A 25,776-nucleotide genomic window follows, 5' to 3' on the forward strand; every position below is an offset into this window, starting at 1 on the left:
AGCCGGCCGGCCAGCGGACAGCCGGAATCAGACCTGATCGCACATCCATCCGGATGAAGAGATATACTCCGGCAATCACCTGACGCGCCGCGCCCATGACCGCCATCAGCTTCGAGTTCTACCCGCCCAAGACCGACGAACAGCGTGCGCAGCTGGACCGCACCGCCGCACGCCTGAAGACCTACGCACCGGAGTACGTGTCGTGCACCTTCGGCGCTGGCGGCTCGACGCTGAGCTACACCTCCGAGACGGTGCGCCATCTGAAGCAGCACCACGGCTTCGAGGCCGCGCCGCACCTGTCCTGCGTCGGCGGCAGCCGCGAAGAGATCCGCGAGTTGCTCAAGCTGTACCGCGCGATCGGCTGCCGGCGCCTGGTCGCGCTGCGCGGCGATCTGCCCTCGGGCATGGGCCACCCCGGTGACCTGCGCTACGCCGCGGACCTGATCGCCTTCATCCGCGCCGAGCACGGCGACGCCTTCCATCTGGAGGTCGGCGCGTATCCGGAGACGCATCCGCAGGCCAGCGACGCGTTGAGCGACCTGCGCCACTTCAAGGCCAAGGTCGACGCCGGCGCCGACGGCGCGATCACCCAGTACTTCTACAACGCCGACGCGTATTTCCATTTCGTCGACGCGGTGCGCAAGCTCGGCGTGCAGATCCCGATCGTGCCGGGGATCATGCCGATCTCCAATTTCAGCCAGCTGCGGCGTTTCTCCGAGCAATGCGGCGCGGAGATCCCGCGCTGGATCGGCAAGCGCATGCAGGCCCTGGGCGACGATGCCGAGGCGATCCGCGAGTTCGGCGCCGACCTGGTCGCGGCGCTGTGCGAACGCCTGCTCGCCGGCGGCGCGCCGTCGCTGCACTTCTACACGCTCAACCTGGCCAAGCCCACCGTCGGCGTGCTGTCGCGTTTGGCATGAGCGGCGTCTGCAGCTTCGGCGGCAATCGGCGAAGCTGCAGGCATCCCGATGTTGGACAGCGTCGGGACTGAAGTCCCTCCCACAAAAGCCTTCGCAGCGCCGCGCACAATCCCCTGTAGGAGCGGCTTCAGCCGCGACAAACGGAGTGGGAAACTTGGCCGGCGTCGGAACCGATCGGTCGGGGCTGAAGCCCCTCCTACAAGACTCCTGGCGCCCGCCCGGCCGAACCTTGTAGGAGCGGCTTCAGCCGCGACGAGCGAAGCAGTCAGGCACACGGTCCTCGCGAAGGATCAGGACAGATGCCCTTATCCCGCAGCAACCGCACTGACACGCCTCGCCAACGCTGCCGCCTGCATCTTCACCTGGCGCAGCTTCCCACACACCAGGCCTGCGGCTAGGCTGGCGCGATGCGCGCGCCCCCGTCGATCCTGTTGTTGCTGTGCCTGTGCGCCGCGCCTGCCGCCGCGCAGAAGGTGAATCGCTGCACCGGCGCCGACGGCGCCACGGTGTTCAGCGATCGCCGTTGCGAAGACCTGGGTGCGATCGACCGTTTGCCGCCGCGCACCGCGCCCAGTGCGGCCAGCGAAGGCGCCAGCGGCCTGTACCGGCCGCAATGCGTGCGCCGGCTCAGCGAACTGGCGCAGCAGATCCGCACCGCGGTGGACGCGCGCGACGTCAATCGTCTGTCCACGCTGTATTGGTGGAACGGGGTCTCGGACGAGGCGGCGCGGCGCATCCTCGACCGCCTCGACGCGATCACCCAGCGTCCGTTGGTGGCGATCGTGCCGGTGTTGCCGGACCCGTCGGCGCAGGCGGCTTACCCCGCGGCCACGCTCCCGGCGCCCGGCACGTTGGCCGCTGCCGAGCAACGCCCACCCGATGCCGCCGCCGGAACACCCCAAACATCGGCCGGCGACAACGCCGCACCGCCGCGCGCACGCGCGACCGGCTTGCGCCTGGAGCAGACCCTCGGCAGCAGCGCGACCCCGACATCGACGGTGCTGAGCCTGCGCCGCCAGTACAACTGTTTCTGGATCAGTTTCTAGCGCGCTTTCGGCTTGGGAATTCGCAATCGGCGCGATGCTGGAGGAGTTACTTCGATCGCGGCAGGCATCCCTTGTACTGCCCGTCGCGACTGAAGTCGCTCCCACAACCCCCGCTCAGGCGGCGTCCACGTCCAACGGCCACAGCCCACGGATCGCGGCGATTCCCTGGCCGCCATGGCGGCGCGCTTCGGCCACCTGCGCCGGCAGCAGGCCGCCGATCGGGTACAGCGGCAGCGCCACTTCCTCGCGCAGGCGCTCGAACGCCTCCCACCCCAGCGGCGCGGCGCCGGGATGGCTGGCGGTGGCGGCCAGCGGGCCGACCACGGCGAAATCGCAGCCGAGCCGCTGCGCCGCGTGCAGCTCTTCGACGCGATGGCAGGACGCGGCAACGCATAGCCCCGCCGGCAACGGACGCGCGTCGAACTGCGGCAACTGTTCCGCGCCGAGGTGCACGCCGACCCCCAACTCCTGCGCCAGCGCGAGATCGCGATTGACCAGCACCTGCGCGCCGCGCGCCGCACACAGCGCCGCCGCGGCCCGCGCCAGCGGCTGCCAGTGCCCGGCCGGCAGGCTGCGCGCACGCAACTGCACGCGCTGCACGCCGCCCTGCAGCGCGCGTTCCAGCGACGCCAGCCAGCGCTCGGGATCGACCGGCTCCGGCGTCACCAGATAGCGATCGGGCTGGCGCAGCATCGCCACCACCGGCTGGTCGGCCGGCGGCATCGCGTAGCGGCTCAGCTTGTCCGGCGCCACCCAGGTCAGCGCCTGGCCCTCGCGGCCGCGGGCGGTGCCCTTCCACGACAGTACCTGGCGCATCTCCAGGCGCAGCCGTTTGTCCGGATAGCGCTGCGGCACTTCCATCAGCTGCGCGCCGACCGTCGCCTCGATGCCCAGTTCCTCCTGCAGCTCGCGCACCAGGGCCTGCTCGGAGGTCTCGCCCGGTTCGCGCTTGCCGCCGGGGAACTCCCACAGGCCGGCGAGGTCGCGGCCCTCGGTACGCCGGGCGAGCAAGATACGGCCGCGGGCATCGGTGATGACCCCGGCGACGACATGGATGGATCTGAGCGGTTCGGACATGGCGCAAGCTTGCCGTCTTCGGCGGTGCCAACGCAATGAATCCGGTTCACATCGTCGGCGATCCGCGTATCGCGGCAGCGATCCGCACGCATTCGGCCAACGTACGGCGAGGCGACGGCCTGGACGACGCGGCAACAACGACGAAACCGACCGCATGCGGCCATGCGAATGGATACACCCACGGACAGCTGTGCCGGCGGTACCGCCACCGCCCGGACGCCCGCTCCCCGCTCACCCGGGCAAGTCGTGCCCGATCCGCCACAGCACCCCGCCCGGATCGTGCAGGGTGAAGTCGCGCATCCCCCACGGCCGATCCTCCGGCTCACCAAGGCGCGCGCCAAAGCGGCCGGACAGATCCGCGGCACCCAGCCGCCGCCACCAGGCATCGGCATCCTCCACCCACAGGTGCAGCATCAGGTTGTGCGCCAGTCCCTGCTCGTAGGAATCCTGCAGCAGGAACGCACAGCGCTCGCCATGGCGAAAACAGACGAGTCCGTCGCCAAGCGGCTCCGCCACGAACCCCACCTCGCGATAGAAATCCACGGACAGCGCAAAGTCGCGCGCCGGCACGAACACCTTCAATTCAAGACTGGCGGAACGCTCCACGGCATGCATCCAACGGCAATGGCGACACCCGGCACCCTACCCGCAGAACGCGCGACACGCCACACAGACAAGCCCCCGTCCGGGCCGCCCCCAAAACAAAGCGCCCCGCACAAGGCGGGGCTGCAGATACAAGGGTTTGACCAATCACCGCACCCCGTCTGGAGCCGAGCCCCCTTTAGTAAAGGGGGCGCGCCGATAGGCGCGGGGATTTGGGGAGAGATGAGCCGGGACCCACGTTTTGCGAAGCCAAACGTGGGGCTGTTGCGCGATTGCGCAACAGCGCTCTTAACTCAACTGCCCATGGCAATGCTTGTACTTCTTGCCGCTGCCGCACGGGCACGGATCGTTGCGGCCGACCTTGGGCGCCTCGCGGGTGACCTGCGCCACCTGCGGCGCGTTGGCGCCCAGCGCGACCTGCTCGGCTTCCTCGTCGGCGCTGTAGCCGCCGACGTCCTGGTGCTGGAACTGCGCCTGGCGCAACTGCGCCTCCATCTGCTGCCGTTCCTGCGCTTCCAGCGCCGCCACCTCTTCCTCGCTGCGGATGCGCACGCGCGCCAGCAAGGTCACCACCTCGCGCTTGGCGTGCTCGAGCATCTCCGAGAACAGTTCGAAGGCTTCCTTCTTGTATTCCTGCTTGGGCTGCTTCTGCGCGTAGCCGCGCAGGTGGATGCCCTGGCGCAGGTAGTCCATGCGCGCCAGATGCTCCTTCCAGCTCTGGTCGAGCACGGTCAGCATCACGTGCTTCTCCAGCGCGCGCATGGTCTCGCCGCCGACCGCGGTCTCCTTCTCCTGGAAGTGGCGATCGACTTCCTCGCGCACCTTCTCGGCGATGCCGGTCGCGTCCAGTTCCTCGTGGCGCTTGACCAGGTCGGTCAGCGACAGCGACAGGCCCAGGTCGCTGGCCAGGGTCGCTTCCAGCCCGGCCAGGTCCCACTGCTCGTCGATCGAATTCGGCGGCACGAAGCGCGCCACCAGGTCGTAGATCACGTCGTCGCGGATGCCGTCGACGTTGTCCTTGACCGACTCGGCGTCGAGCAGTTCGTCGCGCTGCGCGTAGATCACCTTGCGCTGGTCGTTGTTGACGTCGTCGAAGTCGAGCAGGTTCTTGCGGATGTCGAAGTTGTGCGCCTCGACCTTGCGCTGCGCCTTCTCGATCTGGCGGCTGACCATGCGGTCCTCGATGACGTCGTCTTCCTTCATGCCCATCATCCGCATCGCCTTCTGCACCCAGTCGGAGGCGAAGATGCGCATCAGGTTGTCTTCCAGCGACAGGTAGAAGCGCGAGGAACCCGGATCGCCCTGGCGGCCGGAGCGGCCGCGCAGCTGGTTGTCGATACGCCGCGACTCGTGGCGCTCGGTGCCGATGATGTGCAGGCCGCCGGCGGCCTTGACCGCGTCGTGGCGCTCCTGCCAGGCCGCCTTCAGGCGCGCGCGCTCGGCGTCGCTCAGGTCCTCGCCCAGCGCGTGCAGCTCCGCTTCCAGCGAGCCGCCGAGCACGATGTCGGTACCGCGGCCGGCCATGTTGGTGGCGATGGTCACCGCGCCCGGCTGGCCGGCGTTGGCGACGATCTGCGCCTCGCGCTCGTGCTGCTTGGCGTTGAGCACCTCGTGCTTGACCCCGGCCTTGCGCAGGTGCTCGGACAGCATCTCCGAGGTCTCGATCGAGGTGGTGCCGACCAGCACCGGCTGGCCGCGCTTGGCGCAATCCTCGATGTCGGCGAGCACCGCGTTGAACTTGCCCTGGCGGTTGAGGAACACCTGGTCCGGCCAGTCCTTGCGGATGGTCGGGCGGTTGGTCGGGATCACCACCACTTCCAGGTTGTAGATGCTCTGGAATTCGTAGGCTTCGGTGTCGGCCGTACCGGTCATGCCGGACAGCTTCTTGTACATGCGGAACAGGTTCTGGAAGGTGATGCTGGCCAGGGTCTGGTTCTCGCGCTGCACCGGCACGCCTTCCTTCGCTTCCACCGCCTGGTGCAGGCCGTCGGACCAGCGCCGGCCCGGCAGGGTGCGGCCGGTGAATTCGTCGACGATGACCACTTCGCCGTCGCGCACGATGTAGTCCACGTCGCGCTGGTAGATCGCATGCGCGCGCAGCGCGGCGTTGAGGTGATGCACCACGCTGAGGTTCTGCGCGCCGTAAAGGCGGTCCTCGTCGTTGGTCAGGATGCCGGCGGCGCGCAGCAGCTCTTCGGCGTGCTCCATGCCCGCCTCGGACAGGTGCACCTGCTTGCCCTTCTCGTCGACCCAGAAGTCGCCCTCGCCTTCCTCGGACTCCTGCTTGGTCAGCTGCGGCACGATGCGGTTGACGCGGATGTACAGCTCCGGCGAATCGTCGGCCGGGCCGGAGATGATCAGCGGGGTGCGCGCCTCGTCGATCAGGATCGAGTCCACTTCGTCGACGATGGCGTAGTTCAGGCCGCGCTGGTAGCGGTCGGCCTTGGACAGCGCCATGTTGTCGCGCAGGTAGTCGAAGCCGAATTCGTTGTTGGTGCCGTAGGTGATGTCGGCGGCGTAGGCGGCGTGCTTGTCGCTGTGCGGCATGCCCGGATAGACCACGCCCACGCTCAGCCCCAGCCAGTTGTACAGCTTGCCCATCTGCGCGGCGTCGCGGCGTGCCAGGTAGTCGTTGACGGTGACCACGTGCACGCCCTTGTCTTCCAGCGCGTTGAGGTACACCGGCAGCGTCGCCACCAGGGTCTTGCCTTCGCCGGTGCGCATTTCCGCGATCTTGCCCAGGTGCAGGACCATGCCGCCGATCAGCTGCACGTCGTAGTGGCGCATGCCGAGCACGCGGCGGCTGGCCTCGCGGCACACCGCGAACGCTTCCGGCAGCACCTTGTCCAGGCTCTCGCCGCCGGCGATGCGCCCGCGCAGTTCCGGGGTCTTGGCCTGCAGCTGCGCGTCGGAGAGCTGCTCCATCTCCGGTTCCAGCGCATTGACCTTGGCGACGATACGGTGGAGCTGACGCAGCTGGCGTTCGTTGCGACTACCGAAAACGCGAGTAAGCAGACTGTTGATCATTGAAGGAACCGGTTGGAAAGGAACGCCCATACGGCCCGATCCCCCAGGGAATCGGCGGGCCGCAAACGAAACAGGGCGCGAGGCGCCCTGTCGTGGCAAAGCCTATTGTAGCTTGGGGCGGGCTCCGGCGATTCAAGCGCCGGCATCGCCGCCCCAGCGCTGCGTCAGCCGCGGCCGCGGCGGCCCACCGGCGTGGCGCCATCGCCGAGGAACTTGGCCGGATTCATCACCACGCCGTCCTTCCACACCTCGAAATGCACGTGCGCGCCGGTGGAACGGCCGGTGGAGCCGGCCTTGGCCACTTCCTGGCCGACCCGCACCAGGTCGCCGACCTTCACCGACAAGCGCGAATTGTGCGCGTAGCGGGTGACATACCCGTTGCCGTGATCGACCTCGACCACGTTGCCGTAGCCGCCGCGCACGCCCGAGTAGCTGACCACGCCATCGGCCACGGCCAGCACCGGGTCGCCGACGTTGGCGTGGAAGTCGATGCCCTTGTGGTTGCCGGCGCCGCGGCCGAACGGATCGGCGCGGCCGCCGAAACCGGAGGTGATGTAGCTGTTGCGGATCGGCATCCGCGACGGCACCGCGTTCTGGTCGAGCTGGTGGTCGAACAGCAGCGATTCGAGCACCGACAGCTGCTGGCCGGAGGTGGCGAACTGCTGCTGCAGCCCGTCCAGTTCCTTGCTCAGCTGCGGCGCCGGCATGTCCTGGCTGACCTCGTCGTCGCCGCCACCGACGCCGACCGGCTGGTCGAAGTCGAATTCGCCGTCCTGCAGCTTGCCCATGCGGGTCAGGCGTTCGCCCAGCGCGTTCAGGCGCGTGGCCTGCGCCTGCAGCTCGCCCAGCCGCGCGGCCAGCGCGTTGACCTGGGTCTGCGCGTCGCGGCGCACCTGCGCCAGCTCCGCGTCCTGCCGCTCCACCTTGGCCCGCAGCTGCGCCGAACCGACGAAACCGGTCGCGGCACTGACGCCGATGCCGAGTACCATGCCCACCGCCAGCACCGTGCCCAGCACGGCCAGGGGACGCCGGTCTGCGAACTCGCGCAGCCGCCACGGCAGGTCCTTTATCCCCTTTTCACGCGAATTGATTACGATCTTCTTAAACGCCATATGAGTTTTCATGTCTAAGCGAAAGTCCGGCGAGGGCCATACCACCGCGCCGATGCCGGCGTTGGACGCCGCATTGGCGGACAAGGTGGGCGACCCGTTGCGGCGTGCCTTGTGGCTCGACGCGCTGGACCGACAGTTGCGCCCCCATCTGCCGCCGAACCTGGCCTCCCGGTGTCGGTTGGCCAATGTGAACGGCGAACAGCTCGTTTTTCTCGTTGACTCTCCGGTCTGGCACGCCCGGGTAAGGCTCGCCGAGGCCGATATCCTCGCTGCGGCCCGGTCCCTCGGGCTGAAGGCCACCAGGGTGACCGTCAAGATTGCGACTGCATCCGCGCATTCCCCAATGCAACAGGCAAGAAGCAAGCCAGCACCGGTTTCCGCGGCGACGCACAAGGGATTGCGCGACGCGCTGGCGTCCTTGCAGGACGTCGATTCCACGACGCCTGAAGCAGCGACGGCCTCCGGCCGGCGCGGTCTGCGTACGTAGACACGCACGTCACGACCCGACGCATCCTAGCGGGCGCCGGCGTCGAGGTCGTTATCGATTCGTTAAATAGAAGTTAAGAGGGGTCAAAGGTGCGACGGATCGCCCATTCCGTGATCCCGGACCGCCCCCGGCCGCGGGGCGGAAAACTTTAGGCGTAAGCCACGGCCCCGTAGGCCACCGGTGCCGGCACGGCCTTGGAATCGAAGCTCACCCACTCCCACGCGGCCTGCTCGGCGAGCAGCGCGCGCACCAGCTTGTTGTTCAGCGCATGGCCGGATTTGTAGCCTTCGTAGGCACCGAGAATGGCGCCGCCGGCCAGGTACAGATCGCCGATCGCATCGAGGATCTTGTGCCGCACGAACTCGTCGGCGTAGCGCAGGCCATCGTCGTTGAGCACGCGGAACTCGTCGAGCACGATGGCGTTGTCCATCGACCCGCCCAGGCCCAGATTGCGCTCGCGCATGTACTCCAGGTCGCGCATGAACCCGAAGGTGCGCGCGCGGGAGATTTCCTTGATGTAGGCCATGGTCGAGAACTCGATTTCCTGGCGCGACTGCTTGGCCGGGATCATCGGGTGGTCGAACTGGATGGTGAAGCCCAGCTTGTAGCCGTCGTACGGCTCGAAGCGGGCGATCTTGTCGCCGTCGCGCACTTCCACCGGACGCTTGATGCGGATGAAGCGCTTGGGCTTGCCCTGCTCGACGATGCCTGCCGACTGCAGCAGGAACACGAACGGGCCGGACGAGCCGTCCATGATCGGCAATTCGGCCGAGGACAGCTCGACGATGGCGTTGTCCACGCCGAGGCCGGCCATCGCCGACATCAGGTGTTCCACCGTCTGGATCTTGGCGTCGCCGCGACTGAGTCCGGTGCACAGCGTGGTCTCGGTGACCAGTTCGGCATCGGCCGGCACTTCCACTGCCGGTTCCAGGTCGACGCGCCGGAACACGATGCCGTGATCGGCCGGCGCAGGACGCAGGGTCATGTACACCTTGTCGCCGCTATGCAGGCCCACGCCGGTGGCGCGGATCGTGTTCTTGAGGGTGCGTTGCTGGGTCATGGGAGACAGTCTGGGAACGTCCGCTCAGACGGGAACTGAACGGAATTGAGAATATCACGCGTTTAGCCAAATTTTAACAAGACGGTCACAGCGTCCTATTTGCGCAACGCTGGCGCAGGCCGGCGTCGCGGTCGCAAAAACCTGCCGGGTCGAAACGACCCGGCAGCAAAGGACACGGCGCGCCGCCCGGGCGGACATGCCCGATCGGCGGTGTTGCGGCCGGCGCAGGGCCGGCCTGGCGAAACGTCAGTCGGCCTGGCGGCGCAGGGCGGGCGGCGTGCTTGCGAAGCACTGCTTCGCACGCCGACCCGCGCCTGGCCACGGATGGCCAGGCTGGGCCATCCGCAAGCCGACCTGTCGCGCCAGGGACGGCATCAGTCGGCCTGGCGACGCAGGAACGCGGGAATATCCAGGTAATCGTTGGGCAGATCGGCCGCCGCCGGTGCCGGTGCCGAAGACCCCATCGCATCGCTGCTCGGGCGCCGCAGGCCCAGGCCCATCGCGCCGCCGACCGCCTTGGACACGGCGTCGCCGCCATGCTCGAAGTCGCCGAATTCCGGCTGGCCGGTGGTCGCGTTGCGCACCAGCTTGATCGGCGCGCGCTGCTCCGGACGCTGGGTCTGGCGCGACACGGCACGGTTCAGGCCGGTGGCGACCACGGTCACGCGCACTTCGTCCTGCATGTCCGGGTCGAGCACGGTGCCGACCACGACGGTCGCGTCTTCCGAGGCGAAGCCTTCGATGGTGCGGCCGATCTCGTCGAACTCGGCCATGGTGAAGTCCGGACCGGCGGTGATGTTGACCAGGATGCCGTTGGCGCCGGCCAGGTTGACGTCGTCCAGCAGCGGATTCTGGATCGCCGCTTCGGCCGCGGCCTGCGCGCGGTCGTCGCCGCGGGCCGAGCCGGTGCCCATCATCGCCAGGCCCATTTCCGACATCACGGTGCGCACGTCGGCGAAGTCGACGTTGATCAGGCCCGGACGCACGATCAGGTCGGCGATGCCCTGCACGGCGCCCTGCAGCACGTCATTGGCGGCGCGGAACGCCTGGATCATGGTGGCATTGCGGCCGAGCACGGTGATCAGCTTCTCGTTGGGGATGGTGATCAGCGAGTCGCAATGCTGGCTCAGTTCCTCGATGCCCTTCAGCGCGACCTGCATGCGCCGGCGGCCTTCGAACGGGAACGGCTTGGTGACCACGGCGACGGTCAGGATGCCCATCTCCTTGGCCAGCTGCGCGACCACGGGGGCAGCGCCGGTACCGGTGCCGCCGCCCATGCCGGCGGTGATGAACACCATGTCCGCGCCCTGCAGCGCGTCCATGATGCGCTCGCGGTCTTCCAGCGCGGCCTGGCGGCCGACTTCCGGGTTCGCGCCGGCGCCCAGGCCCTTGGTGACGTTGGTGCCAAGCTGCAACTGCAGCTTGGCGCCGCAGTTCTTGATCGCCTGCGAGTCGGTGTTGGCGGTGATGAACTCCACGCCGTCCACGCTGCTGCTGACCATGTGCGCGACCGCGTTGCCGCCGCCGCCGCCCACGCCGACCACCTTGATTACCGCGTTGGGTGCCATCTTTTCAATCAGTTCGAAATGCGCCATGTCCGTGTCCTCTTTGAGCTGTGAATGGGGAATCGGGAATGGGGAATCGGATCGCTCCGTTCGCCGGCCCGACACCCGCATTTCAGCGAGTGTTGTTGTTTGAAAGCTGGGGGTGGGGAATCGGGAATGGGGAATCGCAACAGCGCATCTCCAATCCCGTGCCCGCTCCTCAGCGGAATCACTAAAAAACTAGTCTTACCTACCGTCTCTCTCTCACCGCTCTCCACCTATCTCCACCGCAGCACCGCGTTTGCCTTGCTTTTGCTCTTACCCATTCCCAATTCCCGATTCCCCACTCACGGCCCTCAGAATTCGCCGCGATACCAGTTCTTCAATTTCTTGAACAGGCTGCCGGCGCGCCCGGTGGGCAGCGAGGGGCGGCGCGGGTGTTCGATCTGGCTGCCCATCAGCAGCAGGCCCACGCCGGTGGCGTGCACCGGGTTGCCGACCACTTCGCCCAGGCCGGTGACGTGCTGCGGGATGCCCACGCGGACCGGCATCTGCACCATTTCCTCGGCCAGTTCGACCACGCCTTCCATCTTCGAGGCGCCGCCGGTCAGCACCATGCCGGCACGCACCAGTTCCTCGAAACCGGAGCGGCGCAGTTCGGCCTGCACCATCTCGAAGATCTCCTCGTAGCGGCCCTGCACCGCCTGCGCCAGCGAATGGCGCGGCATGCGCCGCGGCGGTCGGTCGCCGACGCTCGGCACCTGGATGCTTTCCTCGGCGGTGGCCAGCTGCGCCAGCGCGCAGGCGTAGCGCACCTTGATCTGCTCGGCTTCCGGGGTGGGCGTGCGCAGCATGTGCGCGATGTCGTTGGTGACGTGGTCGCCGGCGATCGGCAGCGAGGCGGTGTGGCAGATCGCGCCCTGCACGAACACCGCCAGGTCGGTGGTGCCGGCGCCCATGTCGACCAGCACCACGCCCAGCTCGCGCTCGTCGGCGGTCAGCACCGCGACCGAGGACGCCAGCGAGGACAGGATCAGATCGTCCACCTGCAGGCCGCAGCGCTGCACGCACTTGCTGATGTTAGCTGCGGCCGACTGCGCGCACACCACCAGGTGCGCGTGCACCTCCAGGCGCACGCCGGTCATGCCGACCGGATTGCGGATGCCTTCCTGCGAATCGTCGAGCACGTACTCGCGCGGGATCGCGTGCAGGATGCGCTGGTCGGCCGGGATCGCCACCGCCTTGGCCGCTTCCAGCACCCGGTCCAGGTCGTTCCAGGTGACCTCGCCGTCGCGGATCGGCACGATGCCGGGCGAGTTCTTGCATTGCACGTGGTTGCCGGAGATCGACGCGTACACCGAGCGGATCTCGCAGCCGGCCATCAGCTCCGCCTCCTCGACCGCGCGCTGGATCGACTGCACGGTGGATTCGATGTCCACCACCACGCCGCGCTTGAGCCCGCGCGATTCGTGCGAACCGATGCCGATCACCTCGATCGGATTGCCGGGCGAGTACTCGCCGACCAGCGCGACGACCTTGGAGGTGCCGATGTCCAGTCCAACGATTAGGGATTTGTCGCCTTTGCGGTTCATGTCTTGGAGCCGGGAATAGAGAATGGGGAATGGGGAATGGGGAAGAGCGGGCTCATGCGCGGGGATGGAGGGTCGGCCAATGCCGCATGGCGCGCGGGTTGGGTCGGAGCCGTGGGCTTTTTCTCCATTCCCGGTTCCCGATTCTCGATTCCCCGCTCCACCGTGAATCCATTGGTGTAGCGCAGGTCGGCGCGCGCGATCGGCGCCTGTTCCGGCGTGGCCAGTTGCGGCAGCACGCGGGCGAAGCGCGCCAGGCGGGCGCGGGCGTCGTCGCGGCCGACCACGACCTGCACGCCGTTGCCCAGCTGCAGCGACCAGCTGCCGCGCGCGTCCATCGCCACGCCGTCGACCTGCAGCCCGGCCGGCGCGAACAGCGCGCGCGATTCGTTGTACAGCGCGACCACGTCCTGCGCCTTGGCGTCCGGGCCGGCCAGTTGCGGCAACGCCATGCCGCGCAGTTCGCTCGGCAGCGCGAAGATGCGGCCCTGCTCGGACAGCATGCGGTCGCTGCCCCAGCGCGCGAACGGACGGTGTTCGGTGACGCGCACTTCCAGCACGTCCGGCCAGCGCTTGCGCACCCGCGCGCTTTCCACCCACGGCAACCGTTCGATCGCGTCCTGCGCGTCCTGCAGGCGGACCGCGAAGAACCCGCGGCGCGCATACGGCAGCACCACCTGGCGCAACTGCTCGGCCGGCACGCGCTTGAAATCGCCGCTGACCTGCAGCCGGCTCAGCGGCCAGCGCTCGGCACCGACCCAGCCGTTGAGCACCGCCACCACCGGCAGCGCGACCAATGCCAGCGCCAGCAGCCAGGCGAGGATGCGCAGGAGGGCGCTCATCGGCGCACCTCGCGGTGCGCGGGAATGGGGAATCGGGAATAGGGAATCGGCAACGCGAAAGCCGGCGCGCACAGCGCACCGCTCTTCCCCATTCCCTTTTCCCGATTCCCGATTCCCTGCTTCACAGCGTCTGCTCCAGCACGCGCCACACCAGCTCTTCGAAGCCGATGCCGGCCTGGCGTGCGGCCTTGGGCACCAGCGAGTGGCTGGTCATGCCTGGGGCGGTGTTGGCTTCCAGCAGGGCGAAATCGCCGCTGGCGCCGTCGCGCATCACGTCCACGCGGCCCCAGCCGCGGCAGCCGGCGGCGCGGAATGCGGCCAGCGCCAGTTCGCCCAGGGCAAGCTCGTCCTCGCCGTCCAGGCCCGGGCACAGGTACTGGGTGTCCTCGGCCACGTACTTGGCGTGGTAGTCGTACCACTGGCCCTTGGGCACGATGCGGATCGACGGCAGCGCGGTGTCGCCGAGGATGGCCACGGTCAGTTCGTCGCCGACGATCATCTGCTCCATCAGCAGTTCGCCGTCGTAGCGCGCGGCCAGCGCCACCGCCTCGTCCAGCTGCGCTGGCTCGAACACGCGGGTCACGCCGACGCTGGAGCCTTCGTTGGCCGGCTTGACGATCACCGGCAGGCCCAGCTGCGCGGCCGCGGCGCGGATCGCGTCCGCCTGCGCGGTCGCCGCCAGGCGCACGTAGCGCGGCGTCGGCAGGCCCAGCGACAACCACACCTGCTTGGTCCGCACCTTGTCCATGCTCAGCGCCGAGCCGAGCACCGGCGAGCCGGTGTAGGGCACGCCGAACGCGTCCATCAGACCCTGCACGATGCCGTCTTCGCCGCCGCCGTTGTGGCCGTGCAGCACGTTGAACACGCGGTCGAAGCGCTTGTCGACCAGCGCCTGCGCCAATGCCGGGATGCCGTCCACCGCCACCGCATCGACGCCGCGCGCGCGCAGCGCCTCGAGCACGTTGCGGCCCGAATCCAGCGACACCTCGCGTTCGCTGGAAGTACCGCCGAGCAGCACCGCGACGCGGCCGAACACGGCCGGGTCGGTGTGGCGCGGCGGCGGGAAGTTCTGCGCGCTCATGACTTGGCTCCGACGACGAACCCGTCCTGCGCGATGTGCTGGGCGACGTAGCCGATATCGCCGGCGCCCATCATCAGCAGCAGATCGCCGTCCTGCAGCACGTCCGGCAGCACTTCGCTCAGTTCGGCGACCTGCCCGACCACCACCGGCTCGCTGCGCCCGCGCGCACGGATCGCGCGCGCCAGCGAACGCGCGTCGGCGCCGGGGATCGGCGCTTCGCCGGCCGGATAGACCTCGCTGAGCACCAGTGCGTCCACTTCCGACAGCACCGCGGCGAACGCGTCGAACTGGTCGCGGGTGCGGCTGTAGCGGTGCGGCTGGAACGCGACCACCAGGCGCTTGTCCGGCCAGCCGCCGCGCGCGGCGGCGAACACCGCCGCCAGTTCGCGCGGATGGTGGCCGTAGTCGTCGACCAGGCGCACGCGTGCGCCGGCGGCGGTGGTCACTTCGCCCAGGTCGTTGAAGCGGCGGCCGATGCCGGCGAAGCCCTGCAGCGCGCTGGCGATCGCCTCAGGCGCCACGCCCAGCTGCCAGCCGATCGCGGCGGCGGCCAGCGCATTGAGCACGTTGTGCCGGCCCGGCAGGGCCAGCGTCACCGGGGTGCTGCTGCCTTCCGGCAGGCGCAGGGTGAAGCGCATGCGCGGGCCGTCCTGGACCACGTCCTCGGCGCGCACGTCGGCGTTCTCGCTGAGCCCGTAGCTCATCACGTGGCGCGGGGTCTTGGCGGCCAGCGCGGCCACTTCCGGATCGTCGATGCACAGCACCGCCAGGCCATAGAACGGCAGGCGCTGCAGGAATTCGGCGAACGCGGCCTGGACGCGGGCGAAATCGTTGCCGTAGTTCTCCAGGTGATCGGCGTCGATGTTGGTGATCACCGAGATCAGCGGATTCAGGCGCAGGAAGCTGCCGTCGCTCTCGTCGGCTTCGGCCACCAGCCACTGGCCGCCGCCAAGCTTGGCGTTGGCGCCGGCGGCGAGCAGCTGCCCGCCGATCACGAAGGTCGGATCCAACCCACCTTCGCTGAGCACCGCCGCAGCCAGGCTGGTGGTGGTGGTCTTGCCGTGCGTGCCGGCCACCGCGATGCCGCGGCGGAAGCGCATCAGCTCGGCCAGCATCGCCGCGCGCGGCATGATCGGGATGCGCTGGCTGCGCGCCTCCATCAGTTCCGGGTTGTCGTCGCGGATCGCACTGGACACCACCACGCAGTCGGTGCCGAGCACGTTGGCCGCCGAATGCCCGCGCATCACCCGCGCGCCGAGCGTGACCAGCCGCCGCGTCGCCGCGTTGTCGGCGTTGTCCGAGCCGGACACCTCGTAGCCCAGGGTCAGCATGACCTCGGCGATCCCGCTCATGCCGGTGCCGCCGATGCCGACGAAATGCACGCGCGGAAACGCGCGGACCAGGTCGCCGGTGTCGTGGAGACGGCGGATCATTGTTTGCCTCCTGCGGAGGCGGGAATCGCGAATGGGGAATGGGGAATGGGGAAAAGCGAAGCGCCGGCGGCAATCCGCGCCTGCCGCGTGCTCGTGTCTGCGTGCATCACTGTGTGTTCCTGCGTTTGATCTGGCTTGTACCCATTCCCCATTCCCGACATCCCATTCCCAGCCTCTTCCAGAATGATGTCCGCGATCCGCTCGGCCGCATCCGGCTTGGCCAGGCTGCGGGCGGCGTCGGCCATCGACAGGCGGCGTGCGGGGTTGCCGAGCAGGTCGCGCAGCACGCCCTGCAGGTTGGTCGCCAGGGCGTCGTCCTGCTTCAGCAGCACCGCGGCGCCGCGCTCGACCAGGTATTCGGCATTGCGGGTCTGGTGGTCGTCGACGGCGGCGGCGAACGGCACCAGCACGCTGCCGATGCCGACCGCGCACAGTTCGGCCAGGGTCGAGGCGCCGGCGCGGCACACGATCAGGTCGGCCCAGGCGTAGGCGGCGGCCATGTCGCCGATGAAGGCTTCGACGCTGGCGGCGACGCCGGCCTCGGCATAGGCCTGGGCCGCTTCGTCGCGCAATTTCTCGCCGCACTGGTGGCGCACTTCGACCTGCGCACCGAGCGCGGCCAGCGCGCGCGGCAGCGCCTGGTTCAGCGCGCGCGCGCCCTGGCTGCCGCCGAGCACCAGCAGGCGCACCGCGCCGTCGCGCGCGGCGAAGCGCTGCGCCGGCGGCGCCAGCGCGGCGATCTCGGCGCGCACCGGATTGCCCACCGCTTCCTCGCGCGCGGCGAAGCTGCCCGGAAACCCGGTCAGCACGCGCCGCGCGACGCGCGACAGCACCTTGTTGGTCAGGCCCGGCGCGCGGTTCTGTTCGTGCACCAGCAACGGCAGTTTCAGCAGGCGCGCGGCGATGCCGCCGGGGCCGGCGGCGAAGCCGCCGAAGCTGACCACCGCGCGCGGCATGCGCCGGCGCAACACGAAGCCGGCGGCGCGGATCGCGCGCATGACCCGCAGCGGCGCGCCGAACAACGCCAGCGCGCCCTTGCCGCGCAGCCCGCCGATTTCGATGGTGTCGATCTCGATGCCGTGCTGCGGCACCAATTGCGTTTCCATGCGCCCGGCTGCGCCCAGCCACACCACCGGCACGCCGCGCGCGCGCAGCACCTTGGCCACCGCCAGCGCCGGGAAGATGTGCCCGCCGGTGCCGCCAGCGAGGATCATCACCGGACGCGACGCAGCGTCGGTCATGGCGGTGCCGGTCATCGGCACGGACACACTCATCCCAGCCTCCCGAAGGTCGGCTCGACCCGCGGCTGCATGCGGCTGGTGCCGCGCGCCGGGGTGCCGGCCTGGATCGCCGCGGCCACCGCGCTGGCGCTGGCCTCGCGTGCGGCCTGCAGGTCCTCGGCGCTGTCCACGGTCTGCCTGACCGGCGGCGCGGCATCGCTGCGCACCTTCGCCACCTGGCGTTCGGCGCGATCGAGTTCGTAGGACACGCGCAGCAGCAGGCCCATCGCCACGCAGGTCATCAGCACGCTGGAACCGCCGGCGGAGATCAGCGGCAGGGTCAGGCCCTTGGTCGGCAGGATGCCCAGGTTGACGCCGACCGAGACGAAGCTCTGCAGGCTGATCCACAGGCCGATGCCGAAGGCGATGTAGCCGGAGAAGTGGCGCTTCATTTCCACGCAGCGCATGCCCAGCCAGAACGCGCGCCCGACCAGCAGCGCGTACAGCGCGATGATCAGGCACACGCCGGTGAAGCCCAGTTCCTCGGCGATCACCGAGAAGATGAAATCGGTATGCGCCTCGGGCAGGTAGTTGAGCTTCTGCACCGAACCGCCCAGGCCGACCCCGAACAGTTCGCCGCGGCCCACCGCCATCAGCGCATTGGACAACTGGTAGCCGGAACCCAGCTGGTCGGCCCACGGGTCCAGGAACGAGGTGATGCGGCGCAGGCGATACGGTTCCAGGATCGCGATGAAGGCGAACACCGGCAGCCCGATCACGATCGGCATCGACATGCGCGGCAGGTTGACCCCGCCCAGCACCAGCATGCCGGCGGTGATCGCCAGCAGCAGCGTGGAGGAACCGAAGTCCGGCTGCAGCAGCAGCAGGCCGACCAGCGCCACCGCCACGCCCAGCGGCTTGAGCATCGCCGGCCAGGTGGCGTTGACCTCGTCGCGGAAGCGCACCAGGTAGCTGGACAGCCACACGATGTACAGCACCTTCACCGCTTCCACGGTCTGGAAGCGGGAGATGCCCAGGTTGATCCAGCGCCGCGCGCCGTTGACGGTGCTGCCCAGCCCCGGCACGAACACCACCAGCAGCAGGCCGAAACAGGCCAGCAGCAGCAGCTGGTTGTACTGCTCGATGTTCTTCAGCTCGGTGCGCATCGCCCAGATCGCCAGGCCGATGCCGCCGGCCAGGAACAGCAGGTGCCGGGTCAGGTAGTAGAACGGGCTGACGGTCAGCTCGATCGAGCTGGAACCGACCATCACCACGCCCAGCGACGCCAGCGCCACCACGGCGCCGAGCAGCCACGGGTCGTAGCGGCCGCCGATGGCCTCGAGTCGGGTTGCCTGGCGCGCGGCGTCGTTCATCAGCGCACCTTCAACGTGGCCAGGCCGACCAGCACCAGCACCACCGAGATGATCCAGAAGCGCACGATCACCCGCGGCTCGGGCCAGCCCTTCAGTTCGAAGTGGTGGTGGATCGGCGCCATGCGGAACACGCGCTTGCCGGTGAGCTTGAACGAGGCAACCTGGATCATCACCGACAGCGTCTCGACCACGAACACGCCGCCCATGATCACCAGCACCAGTTCCTGGCGCACGATCACCGCGATGGTGCCGAGCACCGCGCCCAGCGCCAGCGCGCCGATGTCGCCCATGAACACCATCGCCGGATAGGTGTTGAACCACAGGAAGCCCAGGCCCGCGCCGGCGATCGCCGCGCAGATGATGATCAGCTCGCCGGCGCCGGGGATCGAGGGAATCTTCAGATAGGCGGAGAACACCGCGTTGCCCGAGGCGTAGGCGAACACGCCCAGCGCGCAGGCCACCAGCACGGTCGGCATGATCGCCAGCCCGTCCAGGCCGTCGGTCAGGTTGACCGCGTTGGAGAAGCCGACGATCCAGAAGTAGGCGATGGCGACGAAGCTGATCCCGGCCAGCGGCAGCGCGATCGACTTGAACATCGGGATGTAGAAGGTGATCGCGGCCGGCACGTCGGCGCTGTAGTACAGGAACAGGCCCGCGGCCAGGCCGAAGATCGACTGCAGCAGGTACTTCCAGCGCGACTTCAGCCCGTTCGGGTCGCGGCGCACGATCTTGATCCAGTCGTCGTACCAGCCGATCACGCCGAACGCCAGCATCACCGCCAGCACCAGCCACACGTAACGGTTGCGCAGGTCGCCCCACAGCAGCACCGACAGCAGCACGGTCAGCAGGATCATCGAGCCGCCCATGGTCGGCGTGCCGGCCTTGGAGAAATGGCTCTGCGGGCCGTCCTGGCGGATCGGCTGGCCGCCCTTGAACTGCGCCAGCTTGCGGATCACCGCCGGGCCCAGCCACAGCGACAGGAACAGCGAGGTCAGCGCCGCGAGGATGCCGCGGAAGGTGAGGTAGCCGAACAGCCCGAACAGGCTCTCCAGCTGCTGCAGCCAGCGGGACAGTTCAAGCAGCATGCGGCGCCTCCTCTCCCTGCGCCAGCAGCGCGCTCACGATCTTGTCCATGGCGCTGCCGCGCGAACCTTTGATCAGGAGGGTGGGAGGAGCCGGGAATCGGGAATCGGGAATCGGGAGTCGGGGGGGCAAAACGTCGTCTGCCACCGCGCCGGTGTTCTCATCCATCAGCTCTGTTTCCTGCTCTTGATCTTGCTCTTCACGAATCCCCAATCCCGCTCGCTGTTCGACAGCCGCAGGCTGGCCATCCCTACTCCCGGCCGCACGCAGATCCGCACGCAGCGCGGCGATCAGCGCCGCATGGCTGTCGAACACGCGTCCGTTCTCGCCGAAGGCCTGCGCGGCGACGGCGCTGAGCGGGCCCAGCGCGTACAGCCGGGTCAGGCCGGCGTCGCGGGCGCGGCGGCCGCCGCTGGCGTGCAGCGCTTCGGCACCGTCGCCGAGTTCGCGCATGTCGCCCAGCACCAGCCAGCGCTCGCCGCCGGCGGCGGCCAGCGCGTCGATCGCCGCGGCCAGCGAACCGGGGTTGGCGTTGTAGCTGTCGTCGATCAGCACCGCGCCGCCGGGCAGCGTATGCGCGATCTGCCGGCCCGGCACCGGCTGCACCTGCGCCAGGCCCGCGGCGATCAGCGCCGGCGCGATGTCCAGCGCCAGCGCCAGCGAGGCGGCGGCCAGTGCGTTCATCAGGTTGTGCCGGCCCGGCAATGGCAGCGTCGTTTCGATCTCGCCCTGCGGGGTGACCAGCACGAACTGCGAGCGGTCCGGCCGCATGCGCAGCTGCGTGGCGGTGACCTCAGCGCTGGCCTGCAGGCCGAAGCGCAGCACGCGCGGGGCCAGCGGCGCCGGCAGGCGCTGCTCGAACCACAGCCCGAACGCGTCGTCGGCATTGATCACCGCGGTGCCGTCGGCGGTCAGCGCGGCGTAGATCGCGCCCTTGGTCGCGGCGACGCCGAGCAGGCTGCCCATCCGCTCCAGATGCGCCGGGGCGATGTTGTTCACCAGCGCCGCATGCGGGGCCACGATGTCGGTCAGGTAGGCGATGTCGCCCGGCTTGCCCGCGCCCATCTCGTAGATCGCGTAGTCGGCCGCGTCCGGCGCTTCGATCACCGCCAGCGGCAGGCCGATCTCGTTGTTGCGGTTGCCGGGATTGGCGTAGACGCTGCCGCCCTGGACCCGGCAGGCATGCTGCAGGATCGCCAGCAGCAGCGCCTTGACGCTGGTCTTGCCGTTGCTGCCGGTGATCGCAGCCACCCGCGTGGCGCGGCCGCGCTGCATGCCGGCGGCGATCCGCGCCAGTGCCAGCTGGGTGTCGGCGACCAGGATCTGCGGCAGTTCGCTGTGCGGCTGCAGCAGCTCCACCAGCAACGCGCTGGCGCCGCGCGCGGCGGCATCGGCGACGAAGTCGTGGCCGTCGAAACGCTCGCCGCGCAGCGCCACGTACAGGCTGCCCGGCGCCAGCGTGCGGGTGTCGTGGGCGATCGCGTCGATCGCCACGTCGTCGCCGTGCAGCTCGGCGCCGGCCCAGTGCGCGATCATCGACAGCGGCAGACGCTTCATCGGGCGTGCTCCACTGGCATTGCGGCGCGCGCCTGCAGCGCGTGCGCGGCGATCTCGGTGTCGTCGAACGGATGCTGGATGCCGGCGATCTCCTGGTACGGCTCGTGGCCCTTGCCGGCGATCAGCACGATGTCGTCGGGGCCGGCTTCGGCTACGGCCAGGGCGATGGCCTGCGCGCGGTCGCGCTGCACGCGCACCGCCTGCAGGTCGGTGAACCCGGCCAGGATGTCGGCGACGATGCGGTCGCCATCCTCGCCACGCGGATTGTCGTCGGTGACGATCACCGCATCGGCCAGGCGCTGCGCGATCGCCGCCATCTGCGGGCGCTTGCCGGTGTCGCGCTCGCCGCCGCAGCCGAACACGCACAGCAGGCGGCCGTGGGCGTGGCCGCGCAGGCTGTCCAGCGCCTGCTCCAGCGCGTCCGGGGTGTGCGCGTAGTCGATCACCAGCAGCGGCTGCGCGTCGCTGCCGCCGAGGCGGTTCATGCGCCCGCGGATCGGCTGCAGCTGCGACAGCGTCGCGGCGATGCGCGCCGGCGCCACGTCCAGCGCGTGCAGCGCGCCGGCCACCGCCAGCAGGTTGTCCACGTTGAAGCGGCCGAGCAGCGGCGACTGCAGCGGATGCCGCGCCTCGCCGATCAGCAGGTCGAAACCGATGCCGCGCGCGTCCAGGCGCAGCGCCTCGGCGCGCAGCGTGGCATCGGCCTGGCCGCGCGAGCTGACGCCGATGCGGCGCAGCGCCGGGTCCAGCGTCGCCAGCAGCTCGCGGCCGAACGCGTCGTCGAGATTGACCACCGCCGCCTTCAGCCCCGGCGTGGCGAACAGGCGCGCCTTGGCTGCGCCATAGCCGGCCATGTCGCCGTGGTAGTCCAGATGGTCGCGGGTGAGATTGGTGAACACCGCCACGTCGAAGTGCACCGCATCGACGCGGCCCTGGTCCAGCGCGTGCGAACTCACTTCCATCGCCACCGCCTGCGCGCCGGCGTCGCGCAGCTGCGCCAGCAGCGCGTGCGTCTGCAGCACCAGCGGCGTGGTGAAACCGGTCGGCACCACGTCGCCGTACAGGCCGACGCCGAGCGTGCCGATGCTGCCGCTGCGCGTGCCCAGGCACTGCCAGGCCTGCGCCAGCAACTGCACGGTGGAAGTCTTGCCGTTGGTGCCGGTGACCCCGACCATGGTCATCGTCTGCGACGGATGGCCGTGGAACTGGTCGGCCATCGCGCCCATGCGCGCGCGCAGGCCCGGCACCGCGATCGCGTCGGCCGGCGCCGGCAATTCGGCCGGGGCCGGCGGTTCGAACAGGATCGCCGCGGCGCCCTTGGCCTGCGCCTGCGCGACGAAGCCCAGCCCGTGCGCGCCAAACCCGGCGATCGCCACGAACGCATCGCCGGCGCGCACCGCGCGGCTGTCCATGACCAGCCCGGACACCTGCACGTCGCGCGCCAGCGCCACGTCCGGCAGCAGCTGCGACAGCGGCAGCGCGCGGCTCACTGGCGGGTCTCCTGCAACGGCACCGGCTGCGCGGCCGGCGGCGGCGTGACGGCACGGGCGATGGGCAGCGCCGCTTCCACTTCGGCGGCGGCATCGGGCACCACGGCCGGATCCGGCTCCACCGGCGCCGGCGGCGGCGCATGGCCGCTCTTGCCGGCGGCCTGCGCCGCCAGCCACGCCTGGATGTCGTCCGGCGGCACGTCCATCAGCCGCAGCGCGCCTTCCATCACGTTGTGGAACACCGGCGCCGAAACCAGGCCGCCGTAGTACTTGGCGCCCTGCGGATCGTTGATCACGATGACCGTGGCGAAGCGCGGATTGGTCGCCGGCACCAGGCCGGCGAACAGCGCGTTGTAGTGGCCGCGGATATAGCCGCCGGGACCGTTCAGGCGCGCGGTGCCGGTCTTGCCGGCGACGTGGTAGCCGAGGATCGCCGCGCCCTTGGCGCCGCCCTGGGTCACCACGGTTTCCATCATCGACACCACTTCCTTGGCGATCGCCGGGCTCAGCACTTCCTTGGTGTCCTCGTGCTGGCCCTTGACGAAGGTCGGCGTGACCAGCTTGCCGCCGTTGCCCAGCGCGCAGTACGCGCGTGCGATCTGCAGCGGCGTCACCGACAGGCCGTAGCCGTAGGACATGGTGGTCTTGGACGACCCGCTCCAGCGTGCCGGCGAGGGCAGCACGCCGGCCGATTCGCCGGGGAAGCCGCTGTGCGGGGCGCTGCCGTAGCCGTAGCTGTGGATCTGGTCGTAGAAGGTCTGGTCCGGCAGCTTGGCCGCGATCTTGGCCGCGCCGATGTTGGAGCTGCGGGTGATCACGCCGGTCACGGTCAGCACGCCGTTGTTGCGCGGCACGTCCTTGATGGTGAAGCGGCCGATCGCCATGTAGCCCGGGTTGGTGTCGATCAGCGTGTCCTTGGTCACCACCCCGGCCTTGAGCGCGGTGGAGATGGTCAACGGCTTCATCGTCGAACCCGGCTCGACCAGGTCGGTGACCGCGCGGTTGCGGCGCGCATCGGAATTGACCCCGGTGACCGAGTTCGGGTTGTAGGTCGGCAGGTTGACCATGGCCATGATCTCGCCGGTGGCCACGTCCATCACCACGATCGAACCGCCGGCGGCGTTGTTTTCCACCAGCGCGTTGCGCAGTTCCTTGTAGGCCAGGAACTGGATGCGGCGATCGATGCTGAGGGTCAGGTCCTTGCCCGGCTCGGCCGGCTTGACCAGATCAATGCTTTCCACGATCGCGCCCTTGCGGTCGCGGATCACGCGCTTGGAACCGGGCTTGCCGCGCAGCCATTCGTCGAACGCCAGCTCCAGCCCTTCCTGGCCGCGGTCGTCGATGTTGGTGAAGCCGAGCACGTGCGCCATCGCTTCGCCCTGCGGGTAGAAGCGGCGGAACTCGCGCTGCGAGAACACGCCCGGGATGCCCAGCGCGACCACCGCATGCGCCTTGTCCGGATTGATCCGGCGCTTGAGGTACATGAACTCCTTGTCCGACTTCTGCGACAGCTTGGCGGTCAGCTCGTCGCTGGGCAGTTCCAGCGCCTGCGCCAGCTGCGGGATGCGGTCGGGATTGCGCAGCAGCTCCTGCGGATTGACCCAGATCGACTCCACCGGCGTGGACACCGCCAGCGGCTCGCCGTTGCGGTCGGTGATCATGCCGCGCGAGGTCGCGATCGGCAGCTCGCGCAGGTAGCGCGCCTCGCCCTGGCGCTGGTAGAAGTCGCTGTTGATGATCTGCACGTAGGCGGCGCGACCGATCAGGGTGACCGAGCACAGGCTCAGCGCCGCACCGACCAGCACCAGCCGGCCACGGAGATTGAAGTTGCTGCGCGGGCGGTTGCGGCCGGTCTTGCTCATGGCCGCACCACCACGATGTCGCCGGTTTCCGGAAACTTCATGCCCAGCCGCTCGCGCGCGACCTGGTCGACGCGATTGCTTTCGGCCCAGGTCGCCTGCTCCAGCTGCAGCCGGCCGAACTCGATGTTCAGCTCGTCGCGGTTGTGCTCCAGCCGCGACAGCTCGACGAACAGCTGGCGATGGCGATGGCGCATGTACACCACCCCGATCGCCGAGGCGATGGTGCAGGCGAGCAGGACGATCAACAGCAGCCGGCTCATGGCGCGCTCCTGTGGAGCGCGTCATGTGCCGGCGGGAATGGAGAATGGGGAATGGGGAATGGGGAAGAGCCGGTGGCCTGCGCCCGGAAACCGTCCGCGCCGGGAAGCGAGCTCTTGCTTTCGCCTTTACCGATTCCCGATTCCCGATTCCCGATTCCCAGCTTCTCGGCCACCCGAAGCACCGCGCTGCGCGCGCGCGGATTGAGCGCCAGCTCGGCGCCGTCGGCCTTGATCGCGCCGCCGTGCAGTTGCAGGGTCGGCACGAACGGCTGCGCCTCGGGCAGGCGGCGGTTGCTCGGCGGGGCCTTGGCGTGGCGGTTCATGAACTGCTTGACGATGCGGTCTTCCAGCGAATGGAAGCTGATCACCGCCAGGCGCCCGCCCTGCTTGAGCTTGGCCAGCGCCGCGTCCAGCCCGGCTTCGAGGTCGGCCAGTTCGCGGTTGATGTGGATGCGGATCGCCTGGAAGCTGCGCGTGGCCGGATGGGTCTTGCTGTCGCCGCGCGGCATCACGCTGGCGATCAGGTCGGCCAACTGCGCGGTGCGGGTCAGCGGCTGCTCGGCGCGGCGCGCCACGATCGCGCGGGCGATGCGCCGGCTCTGGCGTTCGTCGCCATAGGTCCACAGCACGTCGGCGATGTCGCGCTCGCTGGCGTGAGCCAGCCACTGCGCGGCGCTCTCGCCGGCGTCCGGATCCATGCGCATGTCCAGCGGGCCGTCCTTGCCGAACGAGAAACCGCGCTCGGCCACGTCCAGCTGCGGCGAGGACACGCCCAGGTCGAACAGCACGCCGTCCAGATCGGCGGCGGCGTCCCACTGCGCCAGTTCGGCGAAGCTGCCGCGGCGGATGCGCACGCGCGCGTCGCCACCGAACGCATGTTCGGCTTCGGCGATCGCCTCGGGATCCTTGTCCATCAACAGCAGCCGGCCTCCTGGGCCGAGTTTGTGCAGCACCCCGCGCGCGTGTCCGCCACGCCCGAACGTGCCATCCAGATAGATTCCGTCTTCGATCACCTGCAGCCCGTCCATGACCTGCGCGAACAACACCGGCACATGCGCCGCCGGCGGTTGCGACACCGGAAGGTGACCGGCCTGCGCCTGTCCGCGCATC

General features: G+C 69.2%; 21 protein-coding genes. 3 read left to right on the plus strand and 18 right to left on the minus strand.

The window, feature by feature from the left end; all coding sequences use genetic code 11:
- Positions 1 to 95: 95 nt before the first annotated feature.
- Together metF and AB8810_RS19240 are read left to right on the plus strand one after the other, a co-directional pair.
- The gene (gene metF / locus AB8810_RS19235; RefSeq protein ID WP_179568363.1) at positions 96 to 920 is read left to right on the plus strand and encodes a methylenetetrahydrofolate reductase [NAD(P)H]; all 825 of its coding nucleotides are present in this window, start codon (positions 96 to 98) and stop codon (positions 918 to 920) included.
- A gap of 407 nt (positions 921 to 1,327) precedes the next feature.
- Complete coding sequence (locus tag AB8810_RS19240; protein ID WP_369914564.1) at positions 1,328 to 1,966, plus strand: DUF4124 domain-containing protein; 639 nt, start codon at positions 1,328 to 1,330, stop codon at positions 1,964 to 1,966.
- Between the two features lie 114 nt (positions 1,967 to 2,080).
- Here the strand turns inward: AB8810_RS19240 and AB8810_RS19245 are convergent, their stop codons facing one another.
- From AB8810_RS19245 to AB8810_RS19260, 4 genes are all read right to left on the minus strand, one after another.
- A complete protein-coding gene (locus tag AB8810_RS19245; protein ID WP_369914565.1) occupies positions 2,081 to 3,043 on the minus strand; it encodes a Nudix family hydrolase in 963 nt (320 codons plus the stop codon).
- A 231-nt stretch (positions 3,044 to 3,274) separates the two neighbouring features.
- Positions 3,275 to 3,658 carry a VOC family protein gene (locus AB8810_RS19250; RefSeq protein ID WP_369914566.1) on the minus strand — a complete coding sequence of 128 codons (384 nt, stop codon included), beginning with the start codon at positions 3,656 to 3,658 and terminating at the stop codon, positions 3,275 to 3,277.
- Between the two features lie 276 nt (positions 3,659 to 3,934).
- The gene (secA, locus tag AB8810_RS19255; protein ID WP_369914567.1) at positions 3,935 to 6,673 is read right to left on the minus strand and encodes a preprotein translocase subunit SecA; all 2,739 of its coding nucleotides are present in this window, start codon (positions 6,671 to 6,673) and stop codon (positions 3,935 to 3,937) included.
- A 164-nt stretch (positions 6,674 to 6,837) separates the two neighbouring features.
- Entirely contained in the window at positions 6,838 to 7,785 is a 948-nt protein-coding gene (locus tag AB8810_RS19260) for a M23 family metallopeptidase (RefSeq protein ID WP_179568373.1), read from the minus strand.
- 10 nt (positions 7,786 to 7,795) lie between these two features.
- On the opposite strand from AB8810_RS19260, the gene AB8810_RS19265 reads away from it, so the two are divergent.
- Positions 7,796 to 8,272 (plus strand): DciA family protein, encoded by a 477-nt coding sequence (locus AB8810_RS19265; protein ID WP_369914568.1) that lies wholly within the window; start codon positions 7,796 to 7,798, stop codon positions 8,270 to 8,272.
- A gap of 148 nt (positions 8,273 to 8,420) precedes the next feature.
- Here the strand turns inward: AB8810_RS19265 and lpxC are convergent, their stop codons facing one another.
- From lpxC to rsmH, 14 genes are all read right to left on the minus strand, one after another.
- Positions 8,421 to 9,332, minus strand: coding sequence for a UDP-3-O-acyl-N-acetylglucosamine deacetylase (gene lpxC, locus AB8810_RS19270; protein ID WP_179568377.1), 912 nt, complete (start codon positions 9,330 to 9,332; stop codon positions 8,421 to 8,423).
- A gap of 374 nt (positions 9,333 to 9,706) precedes the next feature.
- Positions 9,707 to 10,927 (minus strand): cell division protein FtsZ, encoded by a 1,221-nt coding sequence (gene ftsZ, locus AB8810_RS19275; protein ID WP_179568378.1) that lies wholly within the window; start codon positions 10,925 to 10,927, stop codon positions 9,707 to 9,709.
- 305 nt (positions 10,928 to 11,232) lie between these two features.
- Entirely contained in the window at positions 11,233 to 12,468 is a 1,236-nt protein-coding gene (ftsA, locus tag AB8810_RS19280; RefSeq protein ID WP_003465508.1) for a cell division protein FtsA, read from the minus strand.
- Positions 12,465 to 13,307 (minus strand): cell division protein FtsQ/DivIB, encoded by an 843-nt coding sequence (locus tag AB8810_RS19285; RefSeq protein WP_369914569.1) that lies wholly within the window; start codon positions 13,305 to 13,307, stop codon positions 12,465 to 12,467. The genes ftsA and AB8810_RS19285 overlap by 4 nt, the downstream gene beginning before the upstream one ends.
- 121 nt (positions 13,308 to 13,428) lie before the next feature.
- Entirely contained in the window at positions 13,429 to 14,388 is a 960-nt protein-coding gene (locus AB8810_RS19290) for a D-alanine--D-alanine ligase (RefSeq protein WP_191825495.1), read from the minus strand.
- Positions 14,385 to 15,821, minus strand: coding sequence for a UDP-N-acetylmuramate--L-alanine ligase (gene murC / locus AB8810_RS19295; protein ID WP_206230561.1), 1,437 nt, complete (start codon positions 15,819 to 15,821; stop codon positions 14,385 to 14,387). The genes AB8810_RS19290 and murC overlap by 4 nt, the downstream gene beginning before the upstream one ends.
- Positions 15,818 to 17,095, minus strand: a complete 1,278-nt coding sequence (gene murG, locus AB8810_RS19300; RefSeq protein ID WP_369914571.1) for an undecaprenyldiphospho-muramoylpentapeptide beta-N-acetylglucosaminyltransferase — start codon at positions 17,093 to 17,095, stop codon at positions 15,818 to 15,820. The genes murC and murG overlap by 4 nt, the downstream gene beginning before the upstream one ends.
- Positions 17,092 to 18,414, minus strand: a complete 1,323-nt coding sequence (gene ftsW, locus AB8810_RS19305; protein WP_179568388.1) for a putative lipid II flippase FtsW — start codon at positions 18,412 to 18,414, stop codon at positions 17,092 to 17,094. The genes murG and ftsW overlap by 4 nt, the downstream gene beginning before the upstream one ends.
- Complete coding sequence (mraY, locus tag AB8810_RS19310) at positions 18,414 to 19,499, minus strand: phospho-N-acetylmuramoyl-pentapeptide-transferase (RefSeq protein WP_179568390.1); 1,086 nt, start codon at positions 19,497 to 19,499, stop codon at positions 18,414 to 18,416. The genes ftsW and mraY overlap by 1 nt, the downstream gene beginning before the upstream one ends.
- A complete protein-coding gene (gene murF, locus AB8810_RS19315; RefSeq protein ID WP_179568393.1) occupies positions 19,489 to 21,054 on the minus strand; it encodes a UDP-N-acetylmuramoyl-tripeptide--D-alanyl-D-alanine ligase in 1,566 nt (521 codons plus the stop codon). Before murF ends, mraY begins: the two co-directional genes overlap by 11 nt.
- Positions 21,051 to 22,544: a UDP-N-acetylmuramoyl-L-alanyl-D-glutamate--2,6-diaminopimelate ligase gene (locus AB8810_RS19320; protein WP_369914572.1), complete on the minus strand. Its 1,494-nt coding sequence runs from the start codon at positions 22,542 to 22,544 to the stop codon at positions 21,051 to 21,053. The genes murF and AB8810_RS19320 overlap by 4 nt, the downstream gene beginning before the upstream one ends.
- Positions 22,541 to 24,406 (minus strand): penicillin-binding protein 2, encoded by a 1,866-nt coding sequence (locus AB8810_RS19325; protein ID WP_179568397.1) that lies wholly within the window; start codon positions 24,404 to 24,406, stop codon positions 22,541 to 22,543. Before AB8810_RS19325 ends, AB8810_RS19320 begins: the two co-directional genes overlap by 4 nt.
- A complete protein-coding gene (gene ftsL / locus AB8810_RS19330) occupies positions 24,403 to 24,666 on the minus strand; it encodes a cell division protein FtsL (protein WP_009576670.1) in 264 nt (87 codons plus the stop codon). The genes AB8810_RS19325 and ftsL overlap by 4 nt, the downstream gene beginning before the upstream one ends.
- The gene (gene rsmH, locus AB8810_RS19335; protein WP_369916686.1) at positions 24,663 to 25,775 is read right to left on the minus strand and encodes a 16S rRNA (cytosine(1402)-N(4))-methyltransferase RsmH; all 1,113 of its coding nucleotides are present in this window, start codon (positions 25,773 to 25,775) and stop codon (positions 24,663 to 24,665) included. The genes ftsL and rsmH overlap by 4 nt, the downstream gene beginning before the upstream one ends.
- Between the last annotated feature and the right edge of the window lies 1 nt (position 25,776).

It is taken from the genome of Xanthomonas sp. NCPPB 3005 (assembly GCF_041228095.2).
Classification (GTDB): Bacteria; Pseudomonadota; Gammaproteobacteria; order Xanthomonadales; family Xanthomonadaceae; genus Xanthomonas_A; species Xanthomonas_A bonasiae.

What these genes read in the sequence shown, in the direction of transcription:
- metF (WP_179568363.1), top strand. Translation starts at nt 96, where the DNA reads ATGACCGCCATCAGCTTCGAGTTCTACCCGCCCAAGACCGACGAACAG.
- AB8810_RS19240 (WP_369914564.1), top strand. Translation starts at nt 1,328, where the DNA reads ATGCGCGCGCCCCCGTCGATCCTGTTGTTGCTGTGCCTGTGCGCCGCG.
- AB8810_RS19245 (WP_369914565.1), bottom strand. Translation starts at nt 3,043, where the DNA reads ATGTCCGAACCGCTCAGATCCATCCATGTCGTCGCCGGGGTCATCACC.
- AB8810_RS19250 (WP_369914566.1), bottom strand. Translation starts at nt 3,658, where the DNA reads ATGCATGCCGTGGAGCGTTCCGCCAGTCTTGAATTGAAGGTGTTCGTG.
- secA (WP_369914567.1), bottom strand. Translation starts at nt 6,673, where the DNA reads ATGATCAACAGTCTGCTTACTCGCGTTTTCGGTAGTCGCAACGAACGC.
- AB8810_RS19260 (WP_179568373.1), bottom strand. Translation starts at nt 7,785, where the DNA reads ATGGCGTTTAAGAAGATCGTAATCAATTCGCGTGAAAAGGGGATAAAG.
- AB8810_RS19265 (WP_369914568.1), top strand. Translation starts at nt 7,796, where the DNA reads ATGTCTAAGCGAAAGTCCGGCGAGGGCCATACCACCGCGCCGATGCCG.
- lpxC (WP_179568377.1), bottom strand. Translation starts at nt 9,332, where the DNA reads ATGACCCAGCAACGCACCCTCAAGAACACGATCCGCGCCACCGGCGTG.
- ftsZ (WP_179568378.1), bottom strand. Translation starts at nt 10,927, where the DNA reads ATGGCGCATTTCGAACTGATTGAAAAGATGGCACCCAACGCGGTAATC.
- ftsA (WP_003465508.1), bottom strand. Translation starts at nt 12,468, where the DNA reads ATGAACCGCAAAGGCGACAAATCCCTAATCGTTGGACTGGACATCGGC.
- AB8810_RS19285 (WP_369914569.1), bottom strand. Translation starts at nt 13,307, where the DNA reads ATGAGCGCCCTCCTGCGCATCCTCGCCTGGCTGCTGGCGCTGGCATTG.
- AB8810_RS19290 (WP_191825495.1), bottom strand. Translation starts at nt 14,388, where the DNA reads ATGAGCGCGCAGAACTTCCCGCCGCCGCGCCACACCGACCCGGCCGTG.
- murC (WP_206230561.1), bottom strand. Translation starts at nt 15,821, where the DNA reads ATGATCCGCCGTCTCCACGACACCGGCGACCTGGTCCGCGCGTTTCCG.
- murG (WP_369914571.1), bottom strand. Translation starts at nt 17,095, where the DNA reads ATGAGTGTGTCCGTGCCGATGACCGGCACCGCCATGACCGACGCTGCG.
- ftsW (WP_179568388.1), bottom strand. Translation starts at nt 18,414, where the DNA reads ATGAACGACGCCGCGCGCCAGGCAACCCGACTCGAGGCCATCGGCGGC.
- mraY (WP_179568390.1), bottom strand. Translation starts at nt 19,499, where the DNA reads ATGCTGCTTGAACTGTCCCGCTGGCTGCAGCAGCTGGAGAGCCTGTTC.
- murF (WP_179568393.1), bottom strand. Translation starts at nt 21,054, where the DNA reads ATGAAGCGTCTGCCGCTGTCGATGATCGCGCACTGGGCCGGCGCCGAG.
- AB8810_RS19325 (WP_179568397.1), bottom strand. Translation starts at nt 24,406, where the DNA reads ATGAGCAAGACCGGCCGCAACCGCCCGCGCAGCAACTTCAATCTCCGT.
- ftsL (WP_009576670.1), bottom strand. Translation starts at nt 24,666, where the DNA reads ATGAGCCGGCTGCTGTTGATCGTCCTGCTCGCCTGCACCATCGCCTCG.
- rsmH (WP_369916686.1), bottom strand. Translation starts at nt 25,775, where the DNA reads ATGCGCGGACAGGCGCAGGCCGGTCACCTTCCGGTGTCGCAACCGCCG.